Origin of the sequence: Pararhodobacter oceanensis, assembly GCF_003076755.1 — a bacterium.
Lineage (GTDB): Bacteria > Pseudomonadota > Alphaproteobacteria > Rhodobacterales > Rhodobacteraceae > Pararhodobacter > Pararhodobacter oceanensis.
The window spans coordinates 223,597-237,292 of record NZ_QDKM01000001.1 but is presented as its reverse complement, the minus strand read 5'-3'; the positions used below and the strand labels follow the sequence as shown (position 1 = coordinate 237,292).

The following is a 13,696-nucleotide window of genomic DNA, read 5'->3' as shown; positions in this document are numbered from 1 at the left end:
TTCTGGTCTCAAGCGCCGGTATCGGTGGAGCTGGCCGGGTTGCTGGTCTCTTCGGCGGTCTCTTCGGCCATGGTGGCGAATTTCCCCGCGCGCCCGCCACGGCGTTTGGCGTCGCCGCTGCGCACCGCGGCGGCTTCGGCCAGAAGCGCGGTCATCGGATGGGCGATCTGCGCGCGCGCCGCATGCAACCGTTTGGCGGCGGCGGGCTGGTCGGCATCCAGCGGCAGGCTGAGCGCCCAATCAACAAGGATCGAGCGGCATTCCGCGGCAGTAATCCCCTCGATATTATAGGATTCGCGGATCAGCGCCTTGGGGTCATCAGGATCGCGGGTCATGCGGGCGATATGGTCGGTCATTTGGCCTCCAATGCTTGCACACCGGGCAGGGGTTTGCCCTCCATCCACTCAAGGAACGCGCCGCCGGCGGTCGAGATATAGCTGAAATCCTGCGCCGCACCGGCCCGGTTGAGCGCCGCCACCGTGTCGCCGCCCCCGGCCACCGAGACCAGCGCACCGGCTTTGGTCAGATCGGCGGCGGCACTCGCTGCGGCATTGGTCGCGGCGTCAAAGGGCTCGAGTTCAAAGGCGCCGAGCGGGCCGTTCCAGATCAGCGTCTTGCAGGCTTTGAAGACTTCGGTGAGCGCGGCAACGGTTTTTGGACCGGCGTCAAGGATCATCGCGTCATCGGGGCAGGTATCCACCACCTCATGGGGGGCGTTGGCCTTGAATTCGCGGGCGACCACGAGGTCGACGGGCAGGTGGATTTTGCAGCCCGCGGCCTCGGCTTTTCCAAGGATTTCGCGGGCGGTTTCGGCCAGATCATGCTCACAGAGCGAGGTGCCAACCGGCTTGCCCTGCGCGGCGAGGAAGGTATTGGCCATGCCACCGCCGATCACCAGATGATCGACCTGTCGCACCAGATTACCCAGCAATTCCAGCTTGCTAGACACTTTCGCGCCGCCAACCACCGCGACCACGGGGCGTTTGGGAGTGCCCAAGGCGGCCTCCAGCGCGGTGAGTTCGGCCGCCATCAGGCGACCGGCGCAATTGGGCAAAAGATGCGCGATGCCCTCGGTCGAGGCATGGGCGCGGTGGGCGGCGGAGAAGGCGTCATTGACGTAGATATCGCCCAGCGAGGCGAGGAATTTGGCCATCTGCGGGTCGTTGGCGGGTTCCATCGGCGAAAAGCGGGTGTTTTCCACCAAGATCACCGCGTCAGCGGGCAGCGCGTCGATCGCCTCACGCGCGGGGCGCTCGATGAACGTAACTTCACGGCCCAGAGCCTCTTGCAGCGCGGGCACCACATGGCGCAGCGACATCTCCGGCACCACCTTGCCCTTGGGACGGCCGAAATGCGCCAGCAGCACCACTTTGCCCCCCGCCGCGGAAATGTCGTGGATCGTCGGCAGGACGGCGTTGATGCGGGTGGCGTCGCTGACCTCGCCATCTTCCATCGGCACGTTGATATCCACGCGCACCAAGGCGGTTTTGCCCGCAAACGCCATATCGTCGAGAGTTTTCCAGTTCATCGCCGTCTCCTGTGGTGGTCTGCCCGGGTTTGTCTGCTTACTGCCTTCACCAGCGTAAGCCGTCAACCGCCAGCGCGATTGGCGTCTGTGTTCAAGGTGTTAGCCCCAGCCCGCGATGCCTTTGATCTCGCAGAAATCATGAATCGCCCAATCGGCGTATTCGCGGCCATTGCCGGATTGCTTATAACCGCCAAAGGGGGCGAAGAGGTCCCAATCCGGGCTGTTGATATTAACCATACCGGCGCGCAGATGCCGCGCGATCTCCTGCGCCTGATCCTGCGGGCCCGAGACATAGGCGGCAAGCCCGTAGGGTGTGTCATTGGCGATGCGAATGGCGTCTGCGGTGTCGTCAAAGGGGATGATCGAGAGCACCGGCCCGAAGATTTCCTCTTGCGCGATACGCATGGAATTCTCGACATTGGCGAAAACCGTGGGGCGCACGAACCAGCCGTTCTTTTGCCCCTCGGGGCGCCCGAGACCACCGGCAACACAGGCCGCGCCCTCTTCGATCCCGGCGGTGATCAGCCCCTGCACCTTGGCCCAATGCACGCCCGAGACCAGCGGCCCCATGGTGGTGGCAGCGTCGCGCGGATCGCCGGTGATCACCGCGGCGGCGACCTCGGCGGCCAGCGTGGCGGCGCGGTCGTGGAGCGCGCGCGGCACCAGCATGCGGGTGGGCGCGTCGCAGCTCTGGCCGGTGTTGTCAAAGACCGCCTGCGCACCGGCCTTGACCGCCGCGTCGAACCCGTCGTGATCAAGGATGATATTGGGGGATTTGCCGCCCAATTCCTGCGCCACCCGTTTGACCGTTGGCGCGGCGGCGGCGGCCACGGCGGTGCCCGCGCGGGTGGAGCCGGTGAAGCTGATCATATCGACCTGCGGGTGCTCGGACAGCCGCGCGCCGACCACGGGGCCGGTGCCGTTGACAAGGTTAAACACGCCCTTGGGCAGCTCTGCCGCGTCACAGATCTCGGCGAACAAGAGGCCGGAAAGCGGTGCGATTTCAGAGGGTTTGAGCACCATCGTGCAGCCCGCCGCCAGCGCCGGAGCGACCTTGCAGATGATCTGGTTCATCGGCCAGTTCCACGGCGTGATCAGCCCGCAAACACCGATGCCTTCACGGATGATACGGGTAGTGCCGCGCATCTCTTCCCATGTCATCGCTTCGGCGGCCGTGATCGTCGCCTCAAGATGCGCGCGACCGGCCCAGGCCTGCGCGTCGCGCGCCCAGGTGATCGGCGCGCCCATCTCGGCGCTGATCGCCTGCGCCATCTCTTCGAACCGCGCGTTATAGGCATCCAGCAGGCGGCGCAGCGCCTCTATACGCTCGGCGACCGGCGTCTGTGTCCAGCCGTCAAAGGCGGCGCGGGCGGCGGCAATGGCGCGGTCGGTGTCGGCCAGATTGCCAAGCGCCAACTGCCCGAGGATCGCACCGGTGGCGGGGTTTTCAATCGCCATGGTTTCCGAGGAGAGCGGCGCCCGCCAAGCGCCGTCGATATAGAACTGGCCGGTGTTCATCCTGCGTGCCTCCTCAAGCGATCCCGAGCTGGTTTACCTGATCCTAGGGGCGCGGGGCGGCCGCGCGCAAGCATGGATCGGTGCGGTGGCGGGGGAACTGGGCAAACCACGCACAAGGCTGCGTGAGTGATTGCGGATGCGGGGCGGTTGCGGCACTCTGGGCGCGTGGTCGGGCGGGATGCGTTGCTATTCGATGTGTGAAGGTTAAAATGCAATCATAGGTTGAGCTTGCGCCATATTAACGACGATTTTTGCCCGCAGAACTGAGATATTAACCCTATGTCTGTAAATTAACCCTGTGCGAGAGTGCCCCATGTTGACCCAAACCGCCCCGCTGCCGCCCTCAGGTGCCCGATGATCACGCCGGTGTTGCTTTGTGGCGGATCGGGGACGCGGCTTTGGCCCCTGTCGCGCAAATCATACCCCAAGCAATTCTCCAAACTGACCGGCGAGGAGAGCCTGTTTCAAGCCTCGGCGCTTCGGTTGACCGGCGCGGGATTTGCGCCGCCGGTGGTGGTGACCGGCGCGGATTTCCGCTTTATCGTCACCGAGCAACTGGCGCAGGTGGAATTGGCGCCCGCCGCGATCTTGATCGAACCGGCGCCGCGCAACACCGCGCCGGCGATCCTTGCGGCGGCGTTATCAGTGCAGGCGCGCGACCCCGAGGCGCTGCTGTTGATCGCGCCCTCGGACCATGTGATCCCCGACGCCGAGAGGTTTTGCGATGCGGTGCGCGCCGCCGAGGAGAGCGCGCGCGGCGGGCAATTGGTCACCTTTGGCATCTGCCCCGACCGCGCGGAAACCGGCTATGGCTGGCTGGAACTCACCACCCCGCCGGACGCGGAATTCGCCGCCATCGCCCAGCCCTTGGCGCGGTTTGTCGAAAAGCCCGATTTGGCCACGGCGCAGGCGATGCTGGAGGACGGCCTGCATCTGTGGAACGCAGGCATATTTTTGGTGTCGGTCGACGCGCTGATTGCCGCCTTTGAGACCTATCAACCCGAGATGCTGGCCCAGACCCGTCGCGCGGTCGCGGCGGCGGAATGTGACCTTGGGTTTACGCGGCTCGACCCCGAGGCTTGGGCACCCCTAGAGAGCATTTCCATCGACTATGCGGTGATGGAGAAAGCGCCGAACCTGAGCGTGATGCCCTACGGCGGCACATGGTCCGATCTGGGCGGCTGGGAGGCGGTCTGGCGCGACTCCGGTCCCGATGCGCAGGGCGTGGTGACCAGCGGGCCGGCGACGGCTTTGGAATGCAGCAACAGCCTGTTGCGGGCCGAGGACGGGCAGCAGCAACTGGTCGGTATCGGGCTGAGCGATATCATCGCCATCGCCATGCCCGACGCGGTGCTGGTGGCCCATAAGGACCGCGCGCAGGATGTGAAACAAGCGGTGGAAATCTTGAAATCCCAAGGGGTTGAACAGGCCGAGACGCTGCCGCGCGATTACCGGCCATGGGGCTGGTTTGAAAGCCTCGCGGTCGGCAGCCGGTTTCAGGTCAAGCGCATTCATGTCAAACCCGGCGGCGCTTTGTCGCTGCAAAGCCATCACCACCGCTCGGAGCATTGGATCGTGGTTGAGGGCACTGCCAAGGTCACAATTGACGGGGTGGAACGGCTGGTGAGCGAGGATCAATCGGTCTATATTCCCATCGGATCGGTGCACCGGATGGTGAACCCCGGCAAGCTGCCGATGGTGCTGATCGAGGTGCAAACCGGCCCCTATCTTGGTGAAGACGATATCATCCGCTACGAGGATATCTACGCGCGCGGGCAGGGGGCCAAGGGCTGATTGAAGGACCAAATCAACGTGCTAACTTGCTTTAAAGCTTATGATATTCGCGGCCAATTGGGCGTCGATCTGGATGCGGGGATTGCCTACCGGATCGGGCGCGGATTTGCGCGGGCTTTGGGCGCGCGGCGGATCGTTTTGGGGCGCGACATCAGGGCGTCCTCGGTGGAATTATCCGAGGCCTTGACGCGGGCGTTGATGGATGAGGGCTGCGAGGTTTTGGACCTTGGGCTGTCGGGCACCGAAGAGATGTATTTCGCCACCAGCCATTTCGATGCGGACGGCGGGATTTGCGTGACCGCCTCGCATAACCCGATGGATTATAACGGCTTTAAAATGGTCCGCGCAGGCTCGGCGCCTTTGGATGCGGCGACGGGGCTGGCGCGTATCAAGGCACTGGCCGAGGCGGATGATTTTGGTCCGGCTCGCACAGGCGGCGGAGTGGTCGATTGCAGCGTAGAGGCGCGTGCGGGTTATGTGGCGCGGGTGCTGGAATTTGTCGATGTGGCGGCGTTAACCCCGCTGAAGGTCGTGGTTAACGCAGGCAACGGCGCGGCGGGGCCGACGTTTGACGCGATTGCCGAGGGGCTCAAGGCGCAGGGCGCGCCGCTGGAGTTCATCCGCATCCATCATGAGCCTGACGGCAGTTTCCCGCATGGCATCCCCAATCCGCTGCTGGTGGAAAACCGCGCGCCGACGGCAGAGGCGGTGCGCGCGCATGACGCCGATCTGGGCGTGGCGTGGGACGGGGATTTTGATCGCTGTTTCTTTTTCGACGCCGAGGGCGGGTTTGTCGACGGCGAATATATCGTCGGGCTGCTGGCCGAGGTGTTTTTGCTGCGCGAAAATGGCGCAAAGATCATCCATGATCCGCGGGTGATCTGGAACACCCGCGATGTGGTGGCAAAGGCGGGTGGCGAGGCGATTCAGGCGCGCACCGGCCACGCCTTTATCAAACAGTCGATGCGCGATCACGGCGCGGTTTACGGTGGCGAGATGTCGGCGCATCATTATTTCCGCGATTTCGTGCATTGCGACAGCGGCATGGTGCCGATGGTGATGATGCTGGAACTGGTCAGCCGCAAGGGGGCCTTGGGCGATCTGGTGGCGGCGCGGCGCGCGGCGTTTCCCTCCTCGGGAGAGATTAATTTCACCATTGAGGACCCGAAAGCGGCGATTGCGCGGGTGCGTGCGGCCTATGAGCCCGCCGCGCGCGGGGTCGATGAGACGGACGGGATCAGCCTTGATATGGGCGATTGGCGGTTCAACCTGCGGTCGTCGAATACCGAGCCGGTGGTGCGGTTGAATATGGAAAGCCGCGGGCTGGATCTGGCGCCGCATGTGGCGAAGATCAGTGCGTTACTGACCGGCTGAACGCGCCAGTTCCGGGTGGTTATAGGCCTCGGGATATGGCATCGGTTGGAACGGGCCGCGCGGGATCACGCGGTTCCATGAGCGGCCGAAATACCCCTGTCGGCAATGGGTTAACGCGCTGATTTCGGCGACTCCTTGCAGCGCGTGCACGCGGCAGAGCCAGCGCCAGAGGTGCGGGTAATCGAGGATCTTTGCGCCGTTGAGTTTCATCCGCAGGTAATAGACCGGATCATGGCGGTAGAGCGTCGGGAAGAGGCGTAGATCGGCCTCGGTGAACTGCGCGCCGGTGAGGAAATCGCGCCCGTCTGATAGGCGCTGATCTAATTCGTTGAGGGTTTGAAAATACAGATCAAAGGCCGCGTCATAGGTGCTTTGATCCGAGGAAAACCCTGCCTTATAGGCGCCGTTGTTGATCGCCGCATAGATTTGCGCGTTGAGCGTGTCGATCGCGGTTTGCAGGGCGGGATCATCGGGGTAGAGGCGCGGGCGCTGATGCTCCGGTAGGGTGCTGCCAAGCGCCTCGGCCTGCGCATCCAGCATGCGGATGATCTCGGCGCTTTCATTGTTAACGATGCGCTGCGTTTTCTTGTCATAGAGGATCGGGACCGAGCGTTCCTCGGCGCCCTCGGCCGCGTAGATATCTCGGATCAGCCGGTGGTTCTGGCCGGTGGCGCGCTCGAATGTGCATTCGGGCAGCGGTGCGCCGGTGAGCGGCGAGATACGCTCGGGGGCGAATTGCCAGAGGTTGGGACCCTCGGGATCATCCCCGTCGGTGCGGGTGGGATAGGCCACATCCATGGTGATCGCGCCCTGCAAACCAAGGAGTGTGCGGGCGAGGGTGACGCGGTGGCACCACGGGCAGTTGAGCGCGACAAAGAGGTGGTAGCGACCGGTTTCGGCGGGGTGGTCGGCGTCGCCAAGCGTGGCGCGAAAGCCGCTGACGCCGCGGACGAATTCGCCCTTTTGGCGGCGGTTTTCGGCGTTGGTTTGAGGTTCTTCCACCGCTTTATTGGTCATGCCGCCCCCTTGCGCCGTCACCCCAGATGCTGCACCAGATCGCGCACCTGGGCGGCGTTATCCACCGCCGGTTTGCCGTCAGCGCCGGTCAGATTGTTCTCGAAACCGATGCGCATTTTTCCGCCCTGCGCATGGGCGGCGAGCAGGCAATCGCGCTCATTCTCGCCAAAGGCGCAGGCGGCCCAATCGCTGCCCGCAGGCAGTTGCGCGAAGGCTTGCAAGAACCCGTGCAGCATGGCGGGGGTGCCGCGGGTCGGCGGCGTATAGCTGCCGAGCACAAACAGGCATTGCACGGGCGCCGGAATATCGCCCTGCGCGACCTTGCGGGCGAGGCGTTCGACGTCTTGCGGGGAATAGAGGATATGCTGCACCGCAATCCCCGCCTCCTGCGCCCAATGGTAAAACCGGCTTGCCTGCGCATCGGCGCCGGGCACTGGCCACATCTCGCGCAGGGCCACCGAGACGCCTTCGGGCATCACCTGTTCGACCAGTGCGCGCTGCGCTGCCGCGTCGTAAAGTCCGGCGGTTTCGGTGGTGATCTGCACCGGCATATCGGGCAGCATCCGCGCCATTTCGGCGATCAGCTCGCGGTATTGACCGGCGTCGAGCACATGCATCTGTTTGGCGTCGCGGACATGGGCATGAAGCGCATGGGCGCCGGCGTCAAAGGCGTATTTGGCGGCCGAGATCACCTCGAGAATGGTCACCGGCAGCGCCGCGTGGTCGTCTTTGGTGCGGCGCGCGCCATTCGGGGCGAGCATGATCTGCGGCAGGGTTAACAGGCGGCTCATTGTTGGTTAACCCGGTCAATCGCGCGGTCCAAAGCGGTGGCGAAGCGGTCGACCAGCGTGTCGATCTGCGCCTCGCTGATAATGAAGGGCGGGGCGATCAGCACATGGTCGCCTTCGCGCCCGTCGACGGTGCCACCGGCGGGGTAGACCATCAGCCCCTCGGCCATCGCCTGCGCCTTGATGCGCTGGTGGAGTTTGAGCGCCGGATCAAAGGGACGTTTGCTGGCGCGATCGGCGACCAGCTCGATGCCGCGAAACAGCCCGCGCCCGCGCAGATCGCCAACATGCGCGTGTTGGCCAAGCCGGTCTTGCAGCGCGGCGGCAAGGTAGTCTCCGCGCGCTTGCACCTGCGCGATCAACCCCTGCGACGCCATGCTCTCGAGCACCGCGCGGGCGGCGGCGGCGGCGAGCGGGTGGCCGTGATAGGTGTGCCCGTGCTGGAAACTGCCCGAGCCCTGCGCGATCACATCATAGATCCGGCCGGTGCAGAGCATCGCCCCGATCGAGGCGTAGCCAGCGCCTAAGCCCTTGGCGATGGTGACAATATCGGGGGTGATCCCCTCGGCCTCACTGGCGAACATATAGCCGGTGCGCCCCATGCCGCACATCACCTCATCGAGGATCAACAAGACGCCGTATTGGTCGCAAATCTCGCGGATGCGCCGGAAATAGCCGGGGGCGGCGGTGACCGCGCCGGCGGTGGCACCGACGACGGGTTCGGCGATAAAGGCCATGACCGTCTCGGGGCCAAGGCGCAGGAGTTCGGCCTCAAGCGCATTGGCGGCGCGATGGCCGTAAGCCTCAAGGCTCTCGTCTTCCGCGCGGTGGCGGTATTCGAAACAGGGGTCGATATGATAGGTCTCGACCAAGAGCGGCTGGTATTTCTCGCGCCGCCATGCGTTGCCGCCTGCGGCCAGCGCGCCCAGCGTGTTGCCGTGATAGCTCTGGCGCCGTGCGATTAGCCGGTGGCGCTGCGGTTCGCCGTTCTCGATGTGGAACTGCCGCGCGAGTTTGATCGCCGCTTCGACCGCCTCGGAGCCGCCGGAAAGTTGGTAAACGCGGTCGATCCCTGCGGGCGCGTGCTGGATCAGCAGATCGGCCAGATCCTCGGCGGCCTCGGAAGTGAAAAATCCGGTGTGGGCGTAGGGCAGGGCGTCCAATTGGCGGGTGATCGCGGCTTTCACATGGGCGTCGGAATGGCCCAGACACGAGACTGCCGCGCCGCCGCAAGCGTCGAGATATTCGCGACCTTCGGCATCATAAAGGTAGCAGCCGTCACCGCGCAGCGCGGTGGGCAGTTGGGCGGCAGAGCGCCCGAAAACATGCGATGACATGGTTTATTCTCCGCGAACCACAAACACCGATTGCGTGGCGTGGCGGACCACCCGCGCAGCATTCGGCCCGAGCAAATAGTCTTTCAATTCAGGCCGGTGCGAGCCCATGACAATGGCGTCGGCGCCCAGCCGGTTGGCGGCCTCGATCACCTGTTCATAGACGCGGCCATGCAGCACATGCGGCTGCACATCGACGTTTTGCGGCACCTGCGCCTCGACCCATTCGTTCATCTTGTGACCGATGTCGCGGATCGCGCGTTCCTCGAACCCCTTGTCGAAATAGCTGCCGACAATCGACATGCCGAAATCGGGCACCACGGTGACCACATGCAGTCGGGCGTCATTGGCCTTGGCCAGATTGATCGCCGCCGGCAGCGCCTTTTTCCAGGTCGCGTCGTCGGCCAGATCAATCGGTAGCAGGATGGAGTTAAACATGGTTAAGGCTCCTTAAAAAGCCGGCTGGGTCTGGCGGCGGCGTTGCAACATGATCACGCCGAACAGCAGCAGAAGCGCCGGAATGTAGAAGATTTCTTGCGGCATCCGCGCTTGCGGAGCCTGCACCGAGGCCAGCCGCACCGGCGTATCGGCGTAGAAATCGAACTCGCCCAACGTCTCGGCGATATCAGTGCCGAACATCGGTTCGTCCAGCCGCATGACATCGCCCTCGGGGATCAGCATCAGGCCCGAGGCGCCGATCCGCGCGGCGGCGTCGCCTTCGCCCTCGATCTGCATGACCAGCGTGGTCGAGGTGCTCTCGCCCGAGTTGAAATCCGGGCCTTCGATCAGCAGCCGCAGGGTGTCACCGTCGCTGGCTTCGGCCACCGCGGTCTCGAATTGTGCGGGTTCGATGCTGCGGAACGGGCTCTGCACCATATCTAGCCAGACATTCGGCACAAACAAGGTGAAGGCGACCAGCAGCAGCGCGGCACTTTCGTAAATCCTTGACTTGGCAAAGAAATACCCCTGTGTCGCGGCGGCAAACAGCAGCATGGCGAAGGTCGCGGTGATGAAGACGATGACCGCCTGCAGGAGGCCGGTCCATGTGCCCAGATCGACGCCGTAGAGGATCAACGTCGGGTTAAAGATGAACAGGAAGGGCAGGGCGACGGTGCGCAGGCTGTAGAAAAACGCGGTGAAACCGGTTTTGATCGGATCGCCGCCCGAGACCGCGGCGGCGGCGAAACTGGCCAGCCCGACCGGCGGCGTCACATCGGCCATGATCCCGAAATAGAACACGAAGAGATGCGCCGCGATCAGCGGAATGATCAGCCCTTCTTGCGCGCCCAAGGAGACCACAACCGAGGCCATCAAGGACGACACCACAATATAGTTGGCGGTGGTCGGCAGGCCCATGCCGAGGATCAGCGAGAAGATCCCGACGAAGATCAGCATCAACAGCAGGTTGCCCATCGAGAGGAGTTCAACGAGGCCCGCAAGCTCGGTGCCGATCGGGGTTTTGGTGACAATCGCCACGATAATCCCCGCCGCGGCGGTGGCGACACCGATGCCGATCATATTGCGCGCACCGGCAATCAGACCGGCGATCAGATCGTCGATCCCGCCTTTGAATTCGGCAAACAACTGGCCCATCTGGCCGCGGAACATCGCCTTGAGCGGGCGCTGGGTGAGGATGATCAGCAGCATCAAGGAGGTGGCGTAGAAGGCCGATTTCGCCGGGCTCTGGCGCTCGACCATCAGGAACCAGACCAGCACCACAATCGGCAGGATGTAATGCAGACCGGTGGCATAGACTTCGCCGACGGTGGGCAGTTTGATTTCCTCGGCGTTGGGATCGTCAACCTCAAGATCGGGGCGCCGCGCCGAGATCGCCACCAGCAGCAGATAGACCGCCGCCAAGAGCACCATCATCACCGGCGCCGCCAGATTGGGGGCGGCGGCTTGCAGCGCGCCGACGCCGTAGATGAGCACGGTGAAGGCCGCGCCCGCGATGAAGAAACCAAGCAGGAATTTGCCGATCATCGCCGGAAAGCTTTTCGCTTCGCCGAGCGCGGGCATGCCCTTTTTCAGGGCTTCGAGATGCACGATATAGACCAGCGCGATATAGGAGATCACCGCCGGAATGAAAGCGTGTTTGATCACCTCGATATAGGAAATGCCGATAAATTCGACCATCAGGAAGGCGGCAGCGCCCATCACCGGCGGCATGATCTGGCCGTTGACCGAAGAGGCGACCTCGACCGAACCGGCCTGCTCATTGGTGAAGCCGACGCGTTTCATCAAGGGGATGGTGAAGGTGCCGGTGGTGACCACATTGGCAATCGACGAGCCCGAGATCAGGCCGGTCATCGCCGAGCCGACGACGGCGGCTTTGGCAGGGCCGCCGCGCAGATGGCCCAGCCCCGCAAAGGCCAGTTTGATGAAGTAATTGCCCGCGCCTGCCTTATCCAACAGCGAGCCGAACAGCACGAAGAGGAACACGAAAGCGGTGGAGACGCCAAGCGGGATACCGAACACACCAGCGGTGTCGAGCCAGAGCGCATTCATCAAGGAATTGAAGGAGATACCGTTATGCTCGATCAATTCGGGGATCAGCCAGCCCTGGCCCATATAGCCATAAAGCGCGAAGAGGGAGCCGACCACGGTCAGCGCCGGACCCAGCGCGCGGCGGCTGGCTTCGAGCAGGCAGATCATGCCAACAGCGGCGACAATGACTTGCGTCTGTGTCGGCAGGCCCGAACGCGCAGTCAGCGCCAATTCGCGCGAGAACCAGAAGATATAGAACGCGCAACCACCTGCAGCGACGGCAAAGATCCAGTCGGTGACGGGGATGCGGTTGCGCGGTGAGGATTTCAGCGCCGGATAGGCGAGGAACGCCAGCAAGAGCGCGAAGGTCAGGTGGATCGGGCGGGTTTGCGAGGAGTTGAGCACCGGCAGATAGGCGCCGAACCAGAGCTGCGGCTGTGCGATCCAGAGTTGAAACAGCGACCACGCCAGCGCCAGTCCGGAAATCAAGAGAGCCACGGCGCGATTGTCGGGCGCGCGGGCTCCACTGTCAGTGCTGGCAACCAGATCTTGAAGTTCGTCGTCGGAAAACTGGCGGCCCTCATGGCCGGTGTTTTTGTCGGTCATAGAGCCACTCTCTCGCTTGTCGGTCGTTCTGTTAAGGGACGGTGGTTTATCGGGGCGGTCGGTAATTACGGACGGTCAATAACGGGGCAGGAATAGGGTCGTCTCGGGGTCGAAAATAGGGGGGTCGAAATAGGGAGCCGGAAATAGCGGGCCGGAAACAGCGGGTAGTTGAAAAGGCCGGGGCAGCATTTGCCCCGGCCTGATGTCTGGCTTGATCAGTCGATCAACCCGGCCTCGCGGTAATAGCGGGCCGCACCATCGTGCAGCGGCGCCGAGAGACCGTCATTGGCCATTTCCGCCGGGTCCAGATTGGCGAAGGCGGGGTGCAGGCTGCGGAACTGGTCGATATTCTCGATCACCGCTTTGACCACCTCATAGACCACATCGTCCGAGACATCGGCCGAGGTGATGAAGGTCGCGCCGACACCAAAGGTGGTGACGTCTTCGTCATTGCCGCGGTACATGCCGCCGGGAATGGTGGCGACGCGGTAGAAGGGGTTCGCCTCGACCAGCGCGTCCACGGCGGGGCCGGTGACATTGACCAGCACCGAATCACAGGCGGTGGTGGCTTCCTGGATCGAGCCCGAGGGGTGGCCGACGGTGTAGATCATCGCGTCGATGTTGTTGTCGCAAAGCGCTTGCGACTGTTCGGCGGCCTGCAGTTCGGAGGCGATGGCGAAATCGTCCATCGTCCAGCCCATCTCGGCCATCAGCACTTCCATCGTGCCGCGCTGGCCCGAACCGGGGTTGCCGACGTTGACGCGCTTGCCGCGCAGGTCTTCAAACGAGGTGATCCCGGCATCGGCGCGGGCAACCAGCGTGAAGGGCTCGGGGTGCACCGAGAACACGGCGCGCAGGCCCTCAAAAGCGCCCTGCTCTTCAAAGCGCGAGGTGCCGTTATAGGCGTGGAACTGCCAGTCGGACTGGGCAACGCCGAATTCCAGCTCGCCACCGCGGACGGCGTTGATGTTGAACACCGAGCCGCCGGTCGATTCGACGCCGCAGCGGATGCCATGCTCGGAGCGGCCACGGTTGACCACGCGGCAGATCGCGCCGCCGGTCGGGTAATAGACGCCGGTGACGCCGCCGGTGCCGATGGTGACAAAGGTCTGCTCTTGGGCCGAAGCGGCACCACCAGCAAATGCGGTTGCGGACGCGACCAGCGCGCCGAGCACATGTTTCTTCATATTCAATCTCCCTGTGAAGGTCTTCAGACAGCGTAGCGCATAAGAGAAACAAATGATTGATTA

At 63.6% G+C, this 13,696-nt stretch carries 11 protein-coding genes; 2 read left to right on the top strand and 9 right to left on the bottom strand.

Annotated elements, in window-relative coordinates; translation table 11 throughout:
• Window positions 1–8 precede the first annotated feature (8 nt).
• The 3 genes from DDE20_RS01045 to DDE20_RS01035 all read right to left on the bottom strand — a co-directional run bounded on the left by DDE20_RS01045 (window position 9) and on the right by DDE20_RS01035 (window position 3,046).
• Entirely contained in the window at window positions 9–356 is a 348-nt protein-coding gene (locus tag DDE20_RS01045) for a hypothetical protein (RefSeq protein ID WP_116556589.1), read from the bottom strand.
• Window positions 353–1,528: a phosphoglycerate kinase gene (locus tag DDE20_RS01040; protein ID WP_116556588.1), complete on the bottom strand. Its 1,176-nt coding sequence runs from the start codon at window positions 1,526–1,528 to the stop codon at window positions 353–355. Before DDE20_RS01040 ends, DDE20_RS01045 begins: the two co-directional genes overlap by 4 nt.
• 99 nt (window positions 1,529–1,627) lie before the next feature.
• Window positions 1,628–3,046: an aldehyde dehydrogenase family protein gene (locus DDE20_RS01035; protein WP_116556587.1), complete on the bottom strand. Its 1,419-nt coding sequence runs from the start codon at window positions 3,044–3,046 to the stop codon at window positions 1,628–1,630.
• A 354-nt stretch (window positions 3,047–3,400) separates the two neighbouring features.
• On the opposite strand from DDE20_RS01035, the gene DDE20_RS01030 reads away from it, so the two are divergent.
• Window positions 3,401–4,840 carry a mannose-1-phosphate guanylyltransferase/mannose-6-phosphate isomerase gene (locus tag DDE20_RS01030; protein ID WP_116556586.1) on the top strand — a complete coding sequence of 480 codons (1,440 nt, stop codon included), beginning with the start codon at window positions 3,401–3,403 and terminating at the stop codon, window positions 4,838–4,840.
• Window positions 4,841–4,852: 12 nt separating this feature from the next.
• A complete protein-coding gene (locus tag DDE20_RS01025; protein ID WP_116557203.1) occupies window positions 4,853–6,214 on the top strand; it encodes a phosphohexomutase domain-containing protein in 1,362 nt (453 codons plus the stop codon).
• Here the strand turns inward: DDE20_RS01025 and DDE20_RS01020 are convergent.
• From DDE20_RS01020 to DDE20_RS00995, 6 genes are all read right to left on the bottom strand, one after another.
• Window positions 6,200–7,231, bottom strand: coding sequence for a glutathione S-transferase C-terminal domain-containing protein (locus DDE20_RS01020; RefSeq protein WP_116556585.1), 1,032 nt, complete (start codon window positions 7,229–7,231; stop codon window positions 6,200–6,202). The genes DDE20_RS01025 and DDE20_RS01020 overlap by 15 nt on opposite strands.
• Window positions 7,232–7,248: 17 nt before the next feature.
• Window positions 7,249–8,022, bottom strand: a complete 774-nt coding sequence (locus tag DDE20_RS01015) for a beta-keto acid cleavage family enzyme (RefSeq protein WP_338066500.1) — start codon at window positions 8,020–8,022, stop codon at window positions 7,249–7,251.
• A complete protein-coding gene (locus DDE20_RS01010) occupies window positions 8,019–9,356 on the bottom strand; it encodes an aspartate aminotransferase family protein (protein WP_116556584.1) in 1,338 nt (445 codons plus the stop codon). The genes DDE20_RS01015 and DDE20_RS01010 overlap by 4 nt, the downstream gene beginning before the upstream one ends.
• A 3-nt stretch (window positions 9,357–9,359) precedes the next feature.
• A complete protein-coding gene (locus DDE20_RS01005) occupies window positions 9,360–9,791 on the bottom strand; it encodes a universal stress protein (protein ID WP_116556583.1) in 432 nt (143 codons plus the stop codon).
• A 12-nt stretch (window positions 9,792–9,803) separates the two neighbouring features.
• Window positions 9,804–12,446 (bottom strand): TRAP transporter permease, encoded by a 2,643-nt coding sequence (locus DDE20_RS01000; protein ID WP_116556582.1) that lies wholly within the window; start codon window positions 12,444–12,446, stop codon window positions 9,804–9,806.
• Window positions 12,447–12,661: 215 nt separating this feature from the next.
• Window positions 12,662–13,633 carry a TAXI family TRAP transporter solute-binding subunit gene (locus DDE20_RS00995; protein ID WP_116556581.1) on the bottom strand — a complete coding sequence of 324 codons (972 nt, stop codon included), beginning with the start codon at window positions 13,631–13,633 and terminating at the stop codon, window positions 12,662–12,664.
• Window positions 13,634–13,696 lie beyond the last annotated feature (63 nt).

Excerpts from the sequence above, each read along its gene's own strand:
- DDE20_RS01045 (WP_116556589.1), bottom strand. The coding sequence starts at position 356 with ATGACCGACCATATCGCCCGCATGACCCGCGATCCTGATGACCCCAAG.
- DDE20_RS01040 (WP_116556588.1), bottom strand. The coding sequence starts at position 1,528 with ATGAACTGGAAAACTCTCGACGATATGGCGTTTGCGGGCAAAACCGCC.
- DDE20_RS01035 (WP_116556587.1), bottom strand. The coding sequence starts at position 3,046 with ATGAACACCGGCCAGTTCTATATCGACGGCGCTTGGCGGGCGCCGCTC.
- DDE20_RS01030 (WP_116556586.1), top strand. The coding sequence starts at position 3,401 with ATGATCACGCCGGTGTTGCTTTGTGGCGGATCGGGGACGCGGCTTTGG.
- DDE20_RS01020 (WP_116556585.1), bottom strand. The coding sequence starts at position 7,231 with ATGACCAATAAAGCGGTGGAAGAACCTCAAACCAACGCCGAAAACCGC.
- DDE20_RS01015 (WP_338066500.1), bottom strand. The coding sequence starts at position 8,022 with ATGAGCCGCCTGTTAACCCTGCCGCAGATCATGCTCGCCCCGAATGGC.
- DDE20_RS01010 (WP_116556584.1), bottom strand. The coding sequence starts at position 9,356 with ATGTCATCGCATGTTTTCGGGCGCTCTGCCGCCCAACTGCCCACCGCG.
- DDE20_RS01005 (WP_116556583.1), bottom strand. The coding sequence starts at position 9,791 with ATGTTTAACTCCATCCTGCTACCGATTGATCTGGCCGACGACGCGACC.
- DDE20_RS01000 (WP_116556582.1), bottom strand. The coding sequence starts at position 12,446 with ATGACCGACAAAAACACCGGCCATGAGGGCCGCCAGTTTTCCGACGAC.
- DDE20_RS00995 (WP_116556581.1), bottom strand. The coding sequence starts at position 13,633 with ATGAAGAAACATGTGCTCGGCGCGCTGGTCGCGTCCGCAACCGCATTT.